The organism is Maritimibacter fusiformis, from assembly GCF_008086115.1.
GTDB classification, from domain to species: Bacteria; Pseudomonadota; Alphaproteobacteria; order Rhodobacterales; family Rhodobacteraceae; genus Muriiphilus; species Muriiphilus fusiformis.
Window position 1 is genome coordinate 25,619 of record NZ_VSIY01000017.1, and the last position, 15,917, is coordinate 41,535.

Consider the following 15,917-nt stretch of genomic DNA (forward strand, 5'->3'; position numbering starts at 1 on the left):
GATGGCACATCCCTATCACCACGCCCTGTCATCGGTGAAGAAATGGGGCGGTACGGTCGAGGATTACCTCGCCGTGCATTCCTGGTTCGACCAGAGCAAGGAAATCACAGCCGACTTTCGGCACCGGGCGCTGCGCCACCATGCGGAGGGCATCTTCATGGCCGAGACGATTTTCGGCCCGACCATCACGCTCTCGACCGGGCGCGTCATCCCGACCCGCTGGGTCGGCGAGCAGCATGTTAAGGAGGACCTCGGCTTCATCCCGAGCTTCGCCGATTGGGTGAAGGCCATTCGGCCCGAGCCTTGGATGGGTCGGACCGAACGGATCGAGGCACAGGTCGATCCGCATCTCGTCTCGCCCGTGGTCGAGGTCAGCTGACATGACCGATCCCACTTATCTAAGTCTCGGCTTGCCGCCGACCGCTTCGCCACTGGCAGTGGTTCGCGCGGCGGTCCGAGCGCTCCACCCCAACACGCGCGCACTGCGCGGCTTCCGGGCCGCACGCAAACGCTTCTACCGGCAGATGCTCTCCGCGCATGCCGCGCGACAGGCAGCGGACGACAAACCGACCGGCTGATCGCTCCCGGCCGACCCTTCCAATCCAGTACTCGGCCTTCTGGCCGGGTCTTCCCCATTCAGGAGGTCCCCATGGCGGATTACTTCACCCATTTCTCGTGCCTGATCGACGTCGGCAGCCCTGACAAGGCTGCCCGTGCACTCGCGCTGTTTCACGATCTGCGCGCTGCGGATCAGGACGCCGACGACCCGGAGGTTGCGGGCTTTGATCTCGTGCGCCAGGACGCGCCCGAGGGCAGCAGCCTCTGGATCCATGATGACGGGAACGGCGATGTCGAAGCCGTCATCCGCTTCGTCCTGCGTATTGCTGAAGAGCTCGACCTCACCGGCCCTTGGGGGTTCCAGTATTCTCTGACCTGCTCTCGGCCACGACTCGACGCCTTTGGTGGCGGCGCGCATGCCATCGATCTCGGCGCGCGCAAATCCATCGGCTGGTCCAGCACGCAAGAATGGCTGGCCGCCGCATTGAACGGGGAGGACATCGATGCCTGAGGTGATCTGCACCACCGTCTACCAGTTCCCCGAACTCTCGGATGCCGCCAAGGAGAAGGCGCGCAGCTGGTATCGCGAGCTTGGCCCCCATGACGATTGGTGGGACGCGGTCTATGAGGATTTTGAGCGGGTCTGCGAGATCCTCGGCATCCGCCTGAAAACCACTCCTGTCCGCATGATGGGTGGCGGGGCGCGGGCCAAGCCTTGCATCTGGTTTTCCGGCTTCTGGAGCCAAGGCGACGGGGCCTGTTTCGAAGGCTACTGGTCCCACGCCAAGGGCGCCGCCGCGCGCATTCGGGACTACGCGCCCACGGACGCGACGTTGCACGGCATCGCCGACCGGCTGCAGGCCATCCAGCGGCGGAACTTCTACCAGCTCGCCGCCGAGGCCAGCCACCGTGGCCGCTATTACCATGAATACACCATGTCGGTGGACGTCACGCGCGACAGCCCGACTTGGCAGCCGCCGACCGAAGACGCGGAAGACGTTGTGACCGAGGCGCTGCGTGATCTGGCCCGCTGGCTCTACCGCCAGCTTGAAGCCGAATCCGACCACCTCACCTCGGACGAGGCCATCGACGAGGGGATCATCGTCAATGAGTATACGTTCACGGAAGGAGGGCGGCGGTTCGGGTAAAAGAGATCAAAGCACAAGGTTCATTTGATCTTTACAGCAGGTCCATATGGACTATATTGAAGCCAATGGAGGACGCCATGTACGTTGCAGAGAAAATCCGGGAACCCGCACAGATCAACGCCGTCGCGTTGAAAGCTTATGCACGCGTGGCCGATGCTTGGGGTCTCAGTCTCAAGGAAGCGGCTGGCCTTGCCGACATGTCAGAGAGCACGTGGAAGCGCGCCAAGAAGCCGGATTTCGCCGGAGAGCTCACCAAGGACCAACTGCTGCGGCTCAGCGCTGTAATTGGCATCTTCAAGTCGCTGGAACTCTACTTCTCGGAGCCTCTGGCAAAAAGCTGGTTCACCCGACCGAACAAGGGGCCGCTCTTTGGTGGAAGCCGACCAGTCGACACCGCCATCGACGGGGGTTTGCCGCAGATCCTCGCGGTTCGGACCTATCTTGATGCGTTGCGTGGTGGGGCATGAAGCAGACCGAGATTTCTGATCGCGGTCTCGTTCGTCTCCTGCCCGCCACCTACCACAAGCCACCATCGCTGCGCGGTCTCGTCGATACCGATGACGAGATGGAGGTCTTGGCAGAGATCGAGGGCCTGACCAGTGGGCGTCTACAGGCCGAACGCGGGCGCAACCCGCATCTGGACCCGCGCGAACTCGCTTGGCAACGCCGCAGCCGCGATCTGCGCATCTATGGGGACAGTCACGTCAACGCAGCCTTCACTTACACCCGCGTCGGCGGAAACCGCTTCAACGCCGAGGAGCGCGGCGCGTGGTATTGCGCATGGGATGTGATGGTTTCTGTCAGCGAAGTGGCCTGGCACCGCACACGCGAACTCGGCTTTACCGGCAGCTTCCAGGACAGCGCCCGCTATGTGGAATTGCTGGCCGACTTCATCGGCGTCTTCGATGACATGACCGGTGAGGCAGGTCATCCGGCGCTGCATCCGGATCCGGCTGTCGGGTATCCCGAGGGCCAAAGCCTGGCACAGCATCTGCGTCGGGGCGGATCCAAGGGCCTGATTTACCCTTCGGTCCGGGCTCCTGCATCGGGCGGGAATTGCCTGGTCTGCTTCGAGCCCCGCGCAATTCAGAACGTTCGTCCGGGCGCGTCTTGGGATCTTGTGTGGGATGGGACACCGCACTACTCGATTGCGGCTGTCGGCTGACAAGTTACAGCGCATGCGCCTTTGGGGGTCCGAAGAAATGAAACAGGCAAACGACAACAGCGCGGACGTCACTAACTTGAAGCCATGTGACCATCAGCCGTTCTGTGAGGCGTTGGACTGTCCGCCCCCACCGACCGACGCACTACGAGCAGCGTTTCGTAGGCGGAGGGAAACTCTGGTGGATTCTTGCGCCGACAAGCCATCCACCAGCTGACACCGGTCACCTGTTCCCGTCGATCCACTTCGACATGAGCCCCTTGTCGCGGAAGCATTCGTCCGGAACGGCGCGCCTTTTGATCCGGGCGAGTTTCTCAGCGAAGGCCACCTGCTTGGACGTGGGCAGCCGGTCCATGTCCGATACCGGTTTCAGCTGGGCCTGAGCCTCGATCCAGGCGCTCAAAGATCGCCGGTCTTGCTGAACCTCCCAGGGCAGGAGCGTCCGGTTGCGCAGGGCGAGCGACCGCGCATAGGCAATCTGCTTGGGCGTTACGGGCAGGGCGTGCTTGGTGCTTTCCATGGTGGAACCCCCTTTCTGACTTGGCTCTGAACATAGAACATAACAAGAACAAAATCAAGCCAAGCGTCGGGAACACCTTGGTGCGAGAGGGAGAGAGGGGCCGGGAAAGATCAGGTCCGAGGCTGCCCGAGAGAGGGTGTCCGGGCCTGATCCTGTCCTTCATTCCGGAGTTTCCCGATGACCCATCTTGCCCCTGTTGCGCAGGCGTCCTTGCCTGCGCCCGTTGTTCCGTTGGCAGCAAATCCTGCCCCTGCGATCGTTGCTGTTGCTGAAGCGCTGCAGCCCGATCTGGCGCAAGGGCTTCAGATCGACGCGCTGCGCCTGCGCCGCGAGATGGAACATGCTTTTGGCGGTTCCGATGCGACCGGTGCTTGGGACTGGAAGCTCGCCTATGAGGCGGGCGAGGTGGCGCTGGTTCTGTTCTTGCGGAAATTCGGTCGGGCGCTGCTTACGCGTGCCGGCTCGCCTGCGGCGCTCTTGCCGATCCTCGCCAAGGTGGCAGGCCTCTTGCCCACGCACACCCGGCGGTCGGAAGAGATGGAGCGCTTTCAGCAATTCTCGACGCCGCTGCCCATGGGACTCGCGGCACTGTCGGCAGCGCAGATCACGCCCCACGACCTGGTCCTCGAGCCTTCGGCTGGCACCGGCCTTTTGGCGGTCCTTGCCGAGATCGCGGGCGGCAGCCTCGTTCTGAATGAGTTGGCCGACACCCGCGCCGATCTTCTTGGCCTGCTGTTCCCGGGCCGCCCGGCCACCCGGTTCGATGCCGCGCAGATCGACGATTACCTCGGCGAAGATGTCCGCCCAAGCGTCATTCTGATGAACCCGCCGTTTTCGGCCCAAGCCAATGTCGATGGTCGGTCGACCGAGGCGACGGCCCGGCATCTGCGCTCGGCGCTTGCCCGGCTGGCGCCCGGCGGGCGGCTCGTCGCCATCACCGGAGCCGGTTTCGCACCGGATGCGCCCGCCTGGGCCGAGACCTTCGGCCGTCTGACCGAGACGGCCCACTTCGTCTTCACAGGCGCGGTGTCGGGCGCGGCTTTCGCCAAGCACGGCACCAGCTTCGAGACTCGCGTCTCTGTCTTCGATAAATGCCGCGGCGGCGAGCCGGGTGGCATCACCGCAGACCTGCACCAGCCCATCTCTCCGGACGTGGCGCATCTGATGTCCCGGGTCACTGCGGAAGTTCCGCCGCGCCTCAAGTTGGATCCAGCTCCTGCTGCGGCGCAGGGCCACTCTTCTCGCTTCCCGGGAAATTCTCACCTCACCACCCGCAAACCCGTCAGCCGATCCCGCGCGACCTCCTCAGTTCAACCGGCGAAATCAGACACACCGATCGAGGCCGAGGACCTAAACTACGCAACTCGCGACGTCGCCGAGGACGAAGATGCTGCGCGTCTTTCGGATGCGATCTACGAGACATTCCGTCTGCAGGCCATCGACATCCCCGGCGCGGCCGCGCATCCGACCAAGCTTGTGCAATCGGCGGCCATGGCCTCTGTCGTGCCGCCGAAACCCAGCTATCGCCCCAGGCTGCCCCCGGCCGTCCTGCGCGATGGCCTGCTGTCCGACGCGCAGCTTGAGACGGTGATCTACGCGGGCGAGGCGCATGGCGCGCATCTCGCCGGGTCTTGGACCGTCGATGAGACCGGAGACATGGTCTCCGCTGCACCGGAGGATGCCGCTTCCGTCGCCCGCTTTCGCCGGGGCTTTTTCCTCGGCGATGGCACCGGGGCGGGCAAGGGCCGTCAGTCGGCCGGGATCCTGCTCGACAACTGGGCCCGAGGAAGACGCAAGGCGCTGTGGATATCAAAGAGCGACAAGCTGCTGGAAGATGCGCAGCGCGACTGGTCCGCACTCGGCCAGGAGCGGTTGCTTGTCACGCCCCTCTCGCGCTTCGCGCAGGGCCGCGACATCCCGCTGACCGAGGGCATCCTCTTCACCACCTATGCCACGCTGCGCTCCGAAGAACGCGGCGCCAAGAAGTCCCGCGTCGACCAGATCGTCGACTGGCTCGGGGCGGATTTCGACGGGGTGATCCTCTTCGACGAAAGTCATGCCATGGCGAATGCCGCCGGCGGCAAAGGTGAGCGGGGCGATACCATGGCATCGCAGCAGGGCAGGGCGGGTCTGCGCCTGCAGCACAGGCTTCCGAATGCCCGTGTGGTCTATGTCTCGGCCACGGGCGCGACGACCGTCCACAACCTTGCCTATGCGCAACGCCTCGGCCTCTGGGGCGGGGAGGATTTCCCCTTTCAAACCCGGTCGGAATTCGTGGAAGCCATCGAGGCTGGCGGTGTCGCGGCGATGGAGGTTTTGGCCCGCGACCTCCGGGCGCTCGGTCTCTACACGGCGCGGTCGCTGTCCTATGACGGTGTCGAATACGACATGCTCGAACATGCGCTCAGCCCCGAGCAGCGCGGCATTTACGATGCCTATGCCGGGGCCTTCGCCATCATTCACAACAACCTGACCGCGGCCTTGGAGGCGGCGAACATTTCCGGCGACAGCGGCACGCTCAACCGCCAGGCCAAGTCCGCAGCGCGGTCAGCCTTCGAGAGCGCGAAACAGCGCTTCTTCGGCCATTTGCTCACCTCGATGAAGACCCCCACGCTGATCGCATCCATCGATGCAGATCTGGCTGCGGGTCACGCGGCGGTCATCCAGATCGTCTCGACGGGTGAGGCACTGATGGAACGCCGCCTGTCGGAGATCCCGACCGAGGAGTGGAACGACATCCGGGTCGACATCACGCCCAGGGAATATGTGCTCGACTACCTCGCCCATTCCTTCCCGATCCTGCTCTACGAGCCCTTCACCGACAGCGAAGGTAATCTCTCCTCGCGACCCGCAACGCGAGACGGCCAACCGGTGGAGTGCCGCGAAGCCGTCCGCCGTCGTGACGCGCTGATCGAAAAGCTGGCTTCGCTGCCACCGGTGCCTGGTGCGCTCGACCAGATCGTCCAGCGCTTCGGCACCGATCTTGTGGCCGAGGTCACGGGGCGTTCACGGCGCATCGTGCGCAAGGGCGAAGGGCATTCGGCACGGCTCGTGGTGGAGAACCGGGCCGGAGCCGCGAACCTCACTGAGACCCAAGCCTTCATGGATGACGAAAAGCGTATCCTGATCTTCTCGGATGCCGGCGGCACCGGGCGCAGCTATCACGCTGATCTCGGGGCGAAGAACCAGCGCTTGCGGGTCCACTACCTTCTGGAACCCGGATGGAAGGCAGATGCGGCGATCCAGGGCCTCGGGCGCACCAACCGGACCAACCAAGCGCAGCCGCCGCTCTTCCGGCCGGTCGCCACCGATGTGAAAGCGGAGAAGCGGTTCCTCTCGACCATCGCGCGCCGCCTCGACACGCTTGGCGCCATCACGCGCGGCCAGCGTCAGACCGGAGGCCAGGGGTTGTTCCGTCCCGAGGATAACCTCGAGTCGCCCTACGCCCGCGACGCCCTGCGCCAACTCTACCGCCGCATCTATCGCGGCGATCTGGCCGGATGTTCGCTCGGGGCTTTCGAGGATGCGACCGGGCTCAGCCTGACCGATGATAACGGGCTGAAGGATGACCTGCCGCCGATCACGACCTTCCTCAATCGCCTGCTGGCGCTGACGATCGACATGCAGGCCGTGCTGTTCGCGGGTTTCGAGGAGCTGCTCGATCAGAGAATTGAGGGCGCCATCGCCGCCGGGGTCTATGATCTCGGGCTCGAGACCCTGCGTGCCGAGAGCTTCCGGGTGGCCGACGCACGCGTCATCTACACCCATCCTGGCTCCGGCGCCGAAACCCAGCTTCTCACCATCGCGGAAAAGCGCCGCAACACGCCGCTGTCGCTGGTTGATGCGCTCGACTGGCTGGATGATCCGAAGGCGCGTCTTCTCATTAACAGCCGCTCGGGCCGGGCTGCCGTGCAGGTTCCCGCCACCAGTCACATGCTGGACGATGGGACCATCGAGCCGCGCCTGCGCCTGATCCGCCCGCTTGATGCCAGCACGGTCCCGGCCAAGGTCATGGAGGACACCCACTGGCTCGAGGCCGACCGCGCGGCCTTCACTGCGGCGTGGACTGCGGAACTGGCCGAGGTGCCGGAGTTTTCGGGCTCCACGCTGCACATCGTGGCAGGTCTGCTGCTGCCGATCTGGAAGCAGCTTCCCCAGGATGAAACCCGCGTCTACCGCCTGCAGACCGATGACGGGCAGCGCATCATCGGCCGCCGCGTCTCGCCTGCCTGGGTCGCGACCACGCTGGCCGCCGATGCGCCCAAGCTCTCGGCCGCGCAGGTCCATGCCCTCGTTCTGGAGGGCAAGACCGTGGTGTGCCTGTCCGAAGGGATGGAATTGCACCGCTCGCGCGTCATGGGCGCGAACCGGATCGAACTGTCGGGCTTCTCGGAGGCAGCCAAGGATCGGCTCAAGGCCGATGGCTTCTTCTCGGAGATCATCAGTTGGAAGCTTCGGCTGTTCTGCCCGACCGACGCCGATGGTGTCGCGATACTGGATCGTCTGCTTGCACGTTGTCCTGTCGCAAGGCTACATGATCGCGGAGGTTGTTAACCCATGTATTCCGAGACCGAAGACCTCGTGCGCGATCTGGCAGAAAATGCCGAAGGCGTCTGTCGTGCCTACCTTCCCGCCGGACGGCGGGAAGGATCCTACTGGATCGTCGGCGATTTGCAGAACAACCCCGGCCGGTCACTCTTCGTGCGGTTGACGGGCCCTGCGTCGGGACCAGGGGCAGCGGGCAAGTTTACGGATGGGGCCACAGGCGAGCATGGCGATCTCCTGGACATCATCCGCGCCCGGACGGGGATCACGCGCTTCCCCGACCTTCTCACCGAGGCCCGAGCGCATCTTGGCCGTCCGCAGCCGGTCGTCCCGGATAGGCAAGAGCCGAGGAAGGCCAAGACCCCCGGTGGCACGCCAGCGGCGGCGGCGCGCTTGTTTGCTGCCTCGAACCCGATCACAGGCACGCTTGCTGAGACCTACCTCCGTTCCCGAGGCATCACCCAATTTGGGGCGAACGGCGCCTTACGCTTCCACCCGAAGTGCTGGCAGCGGGAAGAGGGGCAGACCCGGAGCATCCCCAGACCGGCGATGATCGCGGCGGTTACCGATGGGGCAGGGGCCGTGCAGGGCGTGCATCGCACCTGGCTGGCGCCTGACGGACAGGGGAAGGCGGCAGTGAATCCACAGCGTCGGGCTATGGGTCACCTCCTCGGCAATGCAGTCAGGCTGACCCCGCAGGACGACATCCTCGTCATCGGCGAAGGCATCGAAACCATGTTGTCCCTGTCCGAGGCGATTCCCAGCCTGCCCGTCTGGGCGGCGCTCTCGTCGGGACACCTCGGGGCGGTCCTGTTGCCGGAGGGGCTCAAGCGCCTTTACGTCGCGATCGATCGCGATCCGGCCGGGCAGCGCGCGGCAAAGAAGTTGAGCGCCAGAGCCTCCGAGGTCGGGGTGGGCGTGCGGGTGCTGGAACCGCGGCTCGGGGATTTCAACGATGATCTTCGGGCGAACGGCAAGGACGCGCTGCGCCAGCATCTGGCAGGTCAGATCGGGCCAGAGGATCGGCATCGCCTGCCCAGCTGAGCTGCATCGCGCAGGGGGGGCTGGGAGTGCGTGGCAGGGGGCTGCATCCCAGTCGTGGCTCTGGATCGTCGTCCTGACCCCATCCAGGTCCTTGCGCATCCACCCGTCACCCGAGCGGCCTTCAAGAGATGGGCAGGCCGTCAAAGCGGTTGCCCCTGCAAGGTCGGCAGGGAACCTATTTCCGCCGGCGGCAAAGCCGCCTTTGCATCGCGAGACAAATAGCTTCCCTGCGGACCTCCTCCACGCTGTTCCGGCCCCGGTGAAGCCGGGGTGAAGGGGCAACCGCCCCGACGGCTCGGGTCTGCCCATGAAGGCCGCGCGGGATGACGCGCGGACGAGACAGGCCCGGAGGTAAGAAACCGATGACGATCCAGACCCACGACGACGCGTATGAACCCGCCCATAGCGCATCCCAGACCGCCCATGCACTCGACGAGCTCCAGCTCTACGGCTATCGCTCCTTTGACGAGCCCGATCCGCGCCCGATGCCCGATGGGCAGCGCCTCGCCGTCGCCGTCGCCGACATCTTCGACGCCCTCGTCGCGACCCTGGAAGACACCCGCATGGAACCCGACCTCGAAGAGGTGCTCTGGGGCCAGGTCAACCTCTTCCACCGCGCCACGGCCCGGATCGAGCGGACGCTCGATGAGAACGAGCAGGCGCAGCGCCGCCTCCAGCGCGAGCAGGACGGCTCCGAAGTGAAGTCCGTCGAACTCGAGCGCCTGACGGCCGAAGGCCTGACTCTCGTTGAACGGCGCAACTGCATGGACATGATGCGCGATCACGCCGCCACCGAGTTCGTCCATCACACGGGATCGACCTGGCGCCCCCGCACCGGCTCGATGGTGAACCGCCAGCACATGACCGCAGCGCTCATCGACAGCCGCGATTTCCTGGCCGCCAAGCGCCGCGCCGAGACCGAGGTAATGCTTCCCGCAGGCCCCAAGGTCGCCCTCACCGGCGGGACCGATTTCAACGATCATCGCCTGATCTGGGGCAAGCTCGACCAGGTCCGGACCAAGTATCCCGACATGGTCCTTCTGCACGGTGGCAGCCCCAAGGGCGCAGAGCTCATCGCCGCCAAATGGGCCGAGGCCCGGGGCGTGACGCAGGTGGCCTTCAAGCCTGACTGGACCAAGCACGCCAAGGCTGCCCCCTTCAAGCGCAACGACGCGATGCTGGAGGTGCTCCCGGTCGGGGTCCTTGTCTTCCCCGGAACCGGTATCCAGGAAAACCTCGCCGATAAAGCCAAAAAGCTGGGCATCCCGGTCATGAAGTTCGAGAAGGGGGCGTGAGCCCCCGACTTCAATCCGGGACAGAACATTGTGGAAACGTCGAAGAGCGCTTGATATTGTGGTCTGGAGAGGGGCACCAACAACATGTTCGACACATCGCAGCAAATGGAAGTGTTCCCGACGACGGTCGATCTCAAGCGGATCGACCCGTCTCTCAACATGCGGCGCTTCTATCGAATGAGCGTTCAGCCGGACCTGTTTGGCGGCGCATGCCTTGTGCGGGAATGGGGCCGTATCGGGTTTCGAGGGCAGATGCTAATCGAACAGCACCCGGACGAGGGGCATGCTGTGACCGCCCTATTGAAGCTCGCAGCCACGAAGCATCGCCGAGGATACTTGCGTTCTAGCTAGCTGATCCTTTGTGGTTTGATAGTCCAGTGCCAGTCCCTGGGGTATCGACGCCTGAATGGTCGACTTCCAAGGCAACGTCTTGAAATTCGATTGATAATCTCGGTGTCACTCCCTAAGGTTGTCGCAGGCCCAGAAAATGGGCGCGCATAGTTACAATGCGCATTGGGATACCGGGAGGCTAGGGTGGATAACGACAGGTCAGAACTTCGATGGGGAGTCGAGCAACGTCTCGAGTTCATAGAGTTCCGCTTGTTCTGGGAGGGGCATGTAAACCGGAGTGACCTCATGGATCAGTTCGGTGTCTCGGTCAACCAAGCGTCCACTGACCTGAATCGCTACATCGGCTTTGCTCCGGCGAACATGGTCTACGACAAGAGTGCGCGGACTTATGTGCGAGGCAGTGCTTTCCAACCACAATTTCTAGAACCTGATGCCAGTCGCTATCTAGCTCAGCTACGGTCCGTGGCCGAAAACATTCTTGACCGTGAAGACTCTTGGATCGCTAATCTTCCGTCCTTTGCCTCTGCGTCGACGCCGGTCCGTGGTGTTGACCCCGTGACGCTTCGGTCCGTTGTGGGAGCGATCAGGCGATCCGAAGAGATAGAGATACGATACCAGTCCCTTTCCAGCCCAGATCCGCGGTGGCGTTGGATTGCGCCTCACGCGATTGCCTTCGATGGATTTCGCTGGCACGCCCGCGCGTTTTGTCTAACCGACGAGTGTTTCAAGGATTTCCTTCTTTCCCGGATGATTGGGATTCGTGGCTCACGCGAAAGCGGGAAAACGGCCGATGATGATCTCGACTGGAATTCAGAAGTCGTCCTCGAAGTGGCTCCTCATCCCGAACTGTCAGAAACGCAGGCTAAGGTCATTGCCCTCGACTACGGGATGCGTGGCGGCAGCGCGAAGATAAAGGTGCGCCGCGCGCTGCTCTACTACGCGCTGAGGCGCTTGGGATTGGATACAGATCCCGCCGCCCGGCGCCCGCAAGACCAACAGATTGTCCTGATGAACGCCCCCGAAATCGGGCACTCGATACCGAGCGTCTCGGCGTCCGTGAGCGGAGGCGTAAGCGGATGATCGAGGCACTTGAACGCGTTGTTGACGATCTTGCTGTGGTGAACAGCAAACTATTGCTGCTGATAGGCGCGCCAAATTCCGGGAAAAGCGACTTGCTTCGCCAACTGGCTGGACGTCGAAAGCTGCACATCCTCAACATTGGAGCTGCCCTCGGGCGAGAACTGCTGACAATCCCGAGCCCCAGGAGACACCTTCAAGCAGCCGACCTTCTGAAAGGGTTGGCGGATGAGTTTTCGCGGGAAGGGCTTCTCCTCATGGACAATCTCGAACTCCTGTTCGATCAGGAGTTGAAGCTAAGTCCGCTCGATTTGCTCCGGCGGCATTCTCAGGCGCGACGCGTTGTTGCGGCTTGGCCGGGGACGCTCACAGACAACAGGCTGTCGTATGCCACGACAGGACATCCAGAATATCAGGACTACAGCTGTGATGGCGTGGTTCCGTTCAGAGTAAATTGAAAGGAAATCTCGAGATGGCAATGCGTTACGGCGATCTCATTCAATTTGAGCCCATTGAATCGGTTATTCAGCTTCTCGATGCAGATCGTCCTGATGAAGCCAAGAAGCTTGTGTCCACCTATGTCATCTCGGATGACATGGCCGACCGCATCGCCAAGCTCATGATCCCGCAGCTCTCCTTCGATGAGGCTGTGGACCACAAAGGCGTCTTGGTGGTCGGGAACTACGGCACTGGTAAGTCGCACTTGATGTCGGTGCTGTCACTTGTCGCTGAAGATGAGGCATATCTGCCGATGATCCAGCACCCCAAAGTGGCGGAGGCTGCAAAGACAATTGCGGGCCGCTTCAAAGTGCATCGGATTGAGATTTCGAGTCAGATGTCATTGCGCGACATCATCACCCAACAGCTTGAGGTGTTCCTGGAAAAGCACGGCGTGACATATGCATTCCCGCCTGCCGACAAAGTTATCAATAACAAGGCTGCGTTCGAGGAGATGATGTCGGCTTTTGCGGAGGTTCACCCTGATCAAGGTGTTCTCCTCGTTGTCGACGAGTTTCTCGAATACCTGCGGTCGCGAAAAGACCACGAACTGGTACTCGACTTGTCCTTCCTCCGCGAGATCGGAGAGGTTACCAAACATCTCCGGTTCCGTTTCGTTGCAGGCGTTCAGGAAGCGATCTTCGATAGCAGCCGCTTTCAACATGTGGCGGATAGCCTGCGGAGGGTGAAGGACCGCTTCACTCAGGTTTTGCTGGCAAGACAAGATGTCAGTTTCGTTGTCGCGGAACGTCTCTTGAAGAAGTCCGCGGACCAGCAGGACAAGATCCGCGCTTACCTTGCGCCATTCTCGAAATTCTATGGCTCAATGAATGAGCGGATGGACGAGTATGTGCGTTTGTTCCCAGTACACCCAGACTACATCGGGACGTTTGAGCGCCTGGTCTTCACCGAGAAGCGGGGCGCGTTGGTGACCTTGCGTGATCAGATCCAGGCAATCCTTGATGATGAAGTCCCTTCAGATCGGCCCGGTCTAATCGGCTTCGACAAGTTTTGGGACACTGTCGCAACAAACTCCGTCTTGCGCTCAGATCCGAATATCGGGCCAGTGCTCAAGGTCTCAGAAGTGCTTGCGGAGAGGGTCTCCAAGGCGTTCACCCGGCCGGCCTACAAGCCGATGGCGCTTCGCATCATTGACGGCCTTTCGGTCCACCGCCTGACGACGGGCGGGGACATCTATGTTCCTGTCGGACCGACGGCCGAGGAACTGCGCGACACGCTTTGCCTGTTTCAGCCGGGTATTGAAGACATGGGTGGCGACCCGTCTGACGACCTACTCACCGCGGTCCAGACCACGCTTCGAGAGACCCTCAAGACGGTGAACGGTCAGTTCATCTCCAAGGCGCCAGACACCGAGCAATACTATCTCGACCTGAAAAAGGACGTCGATTACGACGCGCAAATCGAGAAGCGCGCCGAGGCTCTTTCGGAGGATGCGCTCGATCGCGCTTACTACGGCGCCATTCGCCAACTCATGGAGCGCACGGACGAGTCCAGCTACGTGACGGGACACCAGATTTGGCAATACCAGATCGAGTGGCAGGAGCGTCGCGTCGAACGGATTGGCTATCTGTTCTTTGGCGCGCCGAACGACCGGCCGACCGCTCAGCCAGAGCGGGATTTCTATTTGTACTTCATCCAGCCCTTCGATCCCCCGCGTTTCCGTGATGAGCAGAAGCCCGACGAGGTCTTCTTCCGTCTGAAATCACCAGACGAAACCATCAAGCGATTGCTGAGCTTCTACGCCGCCGCCCAGGAACTGGCCTCCACGGCAAGTGGTGGCGCGAAAGGCGTGTATCTCGACCGCGCTCGCGATGCGCTGCGCGAAATGAGCAAATGGCTGCAGGAAAAACAGCTGGAGGCATTCGAGGTCACGTTCCAAGGCAAGTCCAAGACACTTCGTGACTGGACCAAAGGCATTTCACTCAGGGACAAAGCGCGCTTGGGGCCGGACGAGCGCATCAACTTCCGCGACGTCGTCAACGTGATCGCGGGGATCGCGCTAAGCAGCCGGTTCGCCGATGTTTCGCCCGAATACCCAACATTCTCGGCGCTCGTGACGGAGTCCAACCGAAAGCAGCTCATTGGAAATGCGCTTCATGCTCTCACAGGGAGCAACCGTACGAAAGACGCTGTGATCGTCCTGGATGGCCTCGAAATGCTCGATGGTGATCGCATCGATCCGGTTCAATCTCGATACGCTCAGGAGGTTCTCGCGCGGCTGAAGGCCAAAGGTCATGGGCAAGTGCTTAACCGCAGTGAGTTGCTCGTTGGAAATGCGGATATCGAATATTTCAGCCCAGACAAGTACCGGCTCGAGACCGACCTATTGGTTACGGTGCTTGGGTCACTGGTCTATTCCGGTGACATTGTCCTCGCGATTACCGGGGACAAAATTGACTCCGGCAAGATCGGGCTTCTCGCGGATCGTCCGCTCGATGAGTTGAAGCAGTTCAAGCATGTTGAGGCGCCGAAGGAGATCAACGTTGCCGTGCTCCGGTCACTCTTCGAGATGCTGGAGTTGCCGCCGGGTCTCGCGCAGCAAGCAACTCAAGGCTCGGATGAACCGGTCAAGGCGCTTCAGGAGGAAGTCAGCAAGCTCACAAAACGTGTGCTTGCAGCATCCACTGACATGGCGAACCGGCTTAGCTTTTGGGGCCAGCCTCTCCTGCGCGAGGAAGAGATTCGCGACTGGAGATCGAAGCTCGACGAGCTCAAGGCCTTCTCGGAAAGCCTGTCGCCCTATAACACGGTCGGCAAGCTCAAAAATCTGCGCATTGGGTCTGACGATATCGCAGCCCAGAAAAAGAACCTTGAGGTTCTGAACTCCGTGGAAGGACTCATCAGCCTGATCGGCGAACTCGGGAACACGGCAAGCTATCTTGGCCAGGCCGAGATGGTGCTGCCGTCTGACCACGCATGGGTGAAGCAGGCTCAGGACACGCGCAAGCAGGTCCTCGATGCATTGTCGACGAGCCGAACTGGACAGAATGGATCCGAACACCGGCAGACGCTCGCCAAGCTGAAAAAAGACTACGTGACGGCGTATGTCAGCCTGCACAGCAAGGCGCGTCTCGGGGTGTCCGAGGACAAGACGAAGACCGCGCTGCGCAAGGACTCTCGGCTCGTCGGCATGCGGGCTCTGGCGAATATCTCGCTGATGCCGACAAGCCAGCTCACCACGTTCGAGGAGAAGCTCGACAAGTTGAAGAGCTGCGCCTCGCTGATCGACTCCGAACTGGCGGCCAGCCCGGTTTGCCCGCACTGCAACTTCCGCCCGGCGAATGAGCAGGGCGACATGCTGCCCGCGGCCAATGTGCTCAAACAGCTCGATGATGAGCTCGATCAATTGCTGGACGGATGGGTGCAGACGCTTCTCGACAACCTCGAGGATCCGATCATCCAGTCCAACTTTGAACTGCTGAAGGAAGGGTCGCGCAAGATCGTCACCGGCTTTGTCGACAGCAAGTCATTGCCCGATCCCGTCACGCCCGAGTTCATCAGCGCTGTGCAAGAGGCGTTGTCCGGTCTCGACAAGGTCGTCGTGTCGGGCAGCGACATTCGGCAGGCCCTGCTTCAGGGGGGGTCGCCCGCGACGCCCGAAGACCTGCGCAAGCGGTTCGAGGCGTTCCTGACCGACCGCTGCAAAGGCAAGGACACGACCAAGCTGCGCTTCGTGGTCGAGTGAACTTCCGCCAACC

14 protein-coding genes are annotated in these 15,917 nt (G+C 62.1%); 13 read left to right on the top strand and 1 reads right to left on the bottom strand.

Annotated features, from left to right (window positions below; genetic code table 11):
• The first annotated feature begins 1 nt into the window (after position 1).
• From FVF75_RS17145 to FVF75_RS17170, 6 genes are all read left to right on the top strand, one after another.
• Positions 2–379 (top strand): DUF6915 family protein, encoded by a 378-nt coding sequence (locus tag FVF75_RS17145; protein WP_148380018.1) that lies wholly within the window; start codon positions 2–4, stop codon positions 377–379.
• A 1-nt stretch (position 380) separates the two neighbouring features.
• Positions 381–578: a hypothetical protein gene (locus FVF75_RS17150; RefSeq protein WP_008335997.1), complete on the top strand. Its 198-nt coding sequence runs from the start codon at positions 381–383 to the stop codon at positions 576–578.
• A 71-nt stretch (positions 579–649) separates the two neighbouring features.
• A complete protein-coding gene (locus tag FVF75_RS17155) occupies positions 650–1,069 on the top strand; it encodes a hypothetical protein (RefSeq protein ID WP_148380019.1) in 420 nt (139 codons plus the stop codon).
• On the top strand, positions 1,062–1,706 hold the full coding sequence (locus tag FVF75_RS17160) for an antitoxin of toxin-antitoxin stability system (RefSeq protein ID WP_148380020.1): 645 nt from the start codon (positions 1,062–1,064) through the stop codon (positions 1,704–1,706). The genes FVF75_RS17155 and FVF75_RS17160 overlap by 8 nt, the downstream gene beginning before the upstream one ends.
• 65 nt (positions 1,707–1,771) lie before the next feature.
• Positions 1,772–2,173, top strand: a complete 402-nt coding sequence (locus FVF75_RS17165) for an MbcA/ParS/Xre antitoxin family protein (RefSeq protein WP_028095451.1) — start codon at positions 1,772–1,774, stop codon at positions 2,171–2,173.
• Complete coding sequence (locus tag FVF75_RS17170) at positions 2,170–2,871, top strand: RES family NAD+ phosphorylase (protein ID WP_148380021.1); 702 nt, start codon at positions 2,170–2,172, stop codon at positions 2,869–2,871. Before FVF75_RS17165 ends, FVF75_RS17170 begins: the two co-directional genes overlap by 4 nt.
• 220 nt (positions 2,872–3,091) lie before the next feature.
• Here the strand turns inward: FVF75_RS17170 and FVF75_RS17175 are convergent, their stop codons facing one another.
• Complete coding sequence (locus FVF75_RS17175; protein WP_148380022.1) at positions 3,092–3,388, bottom strand: hypothetical protein; 297 nt, start codon at positions 3,386–3,388, stop codon at positions 3,092–3,094.
• 177 nt (positions 3,389–3,565) lie between these two features.
• On the opposite strand from FVF75_RS17175, the gene FVF75_RS17180 reads away from it, so the two are divergent.
• The 7 genes from FVF75_RS17180 (at position 3,566) to FVF75_RS17210 (ending at position 15,904) form a co-directional block, all read left to right on the top strand.
• Positions 3,566–7,942, top strand: a complete 4,377-nt coding sequence (locus FVF75_RS17180) for a strawberry notch family protein (protein WP_148380023.1) — start codon at positions 3,566–3,568, stop codon at positions 7,940–7,942.
• Between the two features lie 3 nt (positions 7,943–7,945).
• Positions 7,946–8,977 carry a DUF7146 domain-containing protein gene (locus FVF75_RS17185; protein WP_148380024.1) on the top strand — a complete coding sequence of 344 codons (1,032 nt, stop codon included), beginning with the start codon at positions 7,946–7,948 and terminating at the stop codon, positions 8,975–8,977.
• Between the two features lie 362 nt (positions 8,978–9,339).
• The gene (locus FVF75_RS17190) at positions 9,340–10,272 is read left to right on the top strand and encodes a DUF2493 domain-containing protein (RefSeq protein ID WP_148380025.1); all 933 of its coding nucleotides are present in this window, start codon (positions 9,340–9,342) and stop codon (positions 10,270–10,272) included.
• An 84-nt stretch (positions 10,273–10,356) separates the two neighbouring features.
• Entirely contained in the window at positions 10,357–10,623 is a 267-nt protein-coding gene (locus FVF75_RS17195) for a WGR domain-containing protein (protein WP_038069160.1), read from the top strand.
• 183 nt (positions 10,624–10,806) lie between these two features.
• The gene (locus FVF75_RS17200) at positions 10,807–11,703 is read left to right on the top strand and encodes a BrxR family helix-turn-helix transcriptional regulator (RefSeq protein ID WP_148380026.1); all 897 of its coding nucleotides are present in this window, start codon (positions 10,807–10,809) and stop codon (positions 11,701–11,703) included.
• On the top strand, positions 11,700–12,158 hold the full coding sequence (gene brxF, locus FVF75_RS17205; protein ID WP_038069156.1) for a BREX-3 system P-loop-containing protein BrxF: 459 nt from the start codon (positions 11,700–11,702) through the stop codon (positions 12,156–12,158). The genes FVF75_RS17200 and brxF overlap by 4 nt, the downstream gene beginning before the upstream one ends.
• A gap of 14 nt (positions 12,159–12,172) precedes the next feature.
• The gene (locus FVF75_RS17210) at positions 12,173–15,904 is read left to right on the top strand and encodes a DUF6079 family protein (RefSeq protein ID WP_222861238.1); all 3,732 of its coding nucleotides are present in this window, start codon (positions 12,173–12,175) and stop codon (positions 15,902–15,904) included.
• The last annotated feature ends 13 nt before the right edge of the window (positions 15,905–15,917 follow it).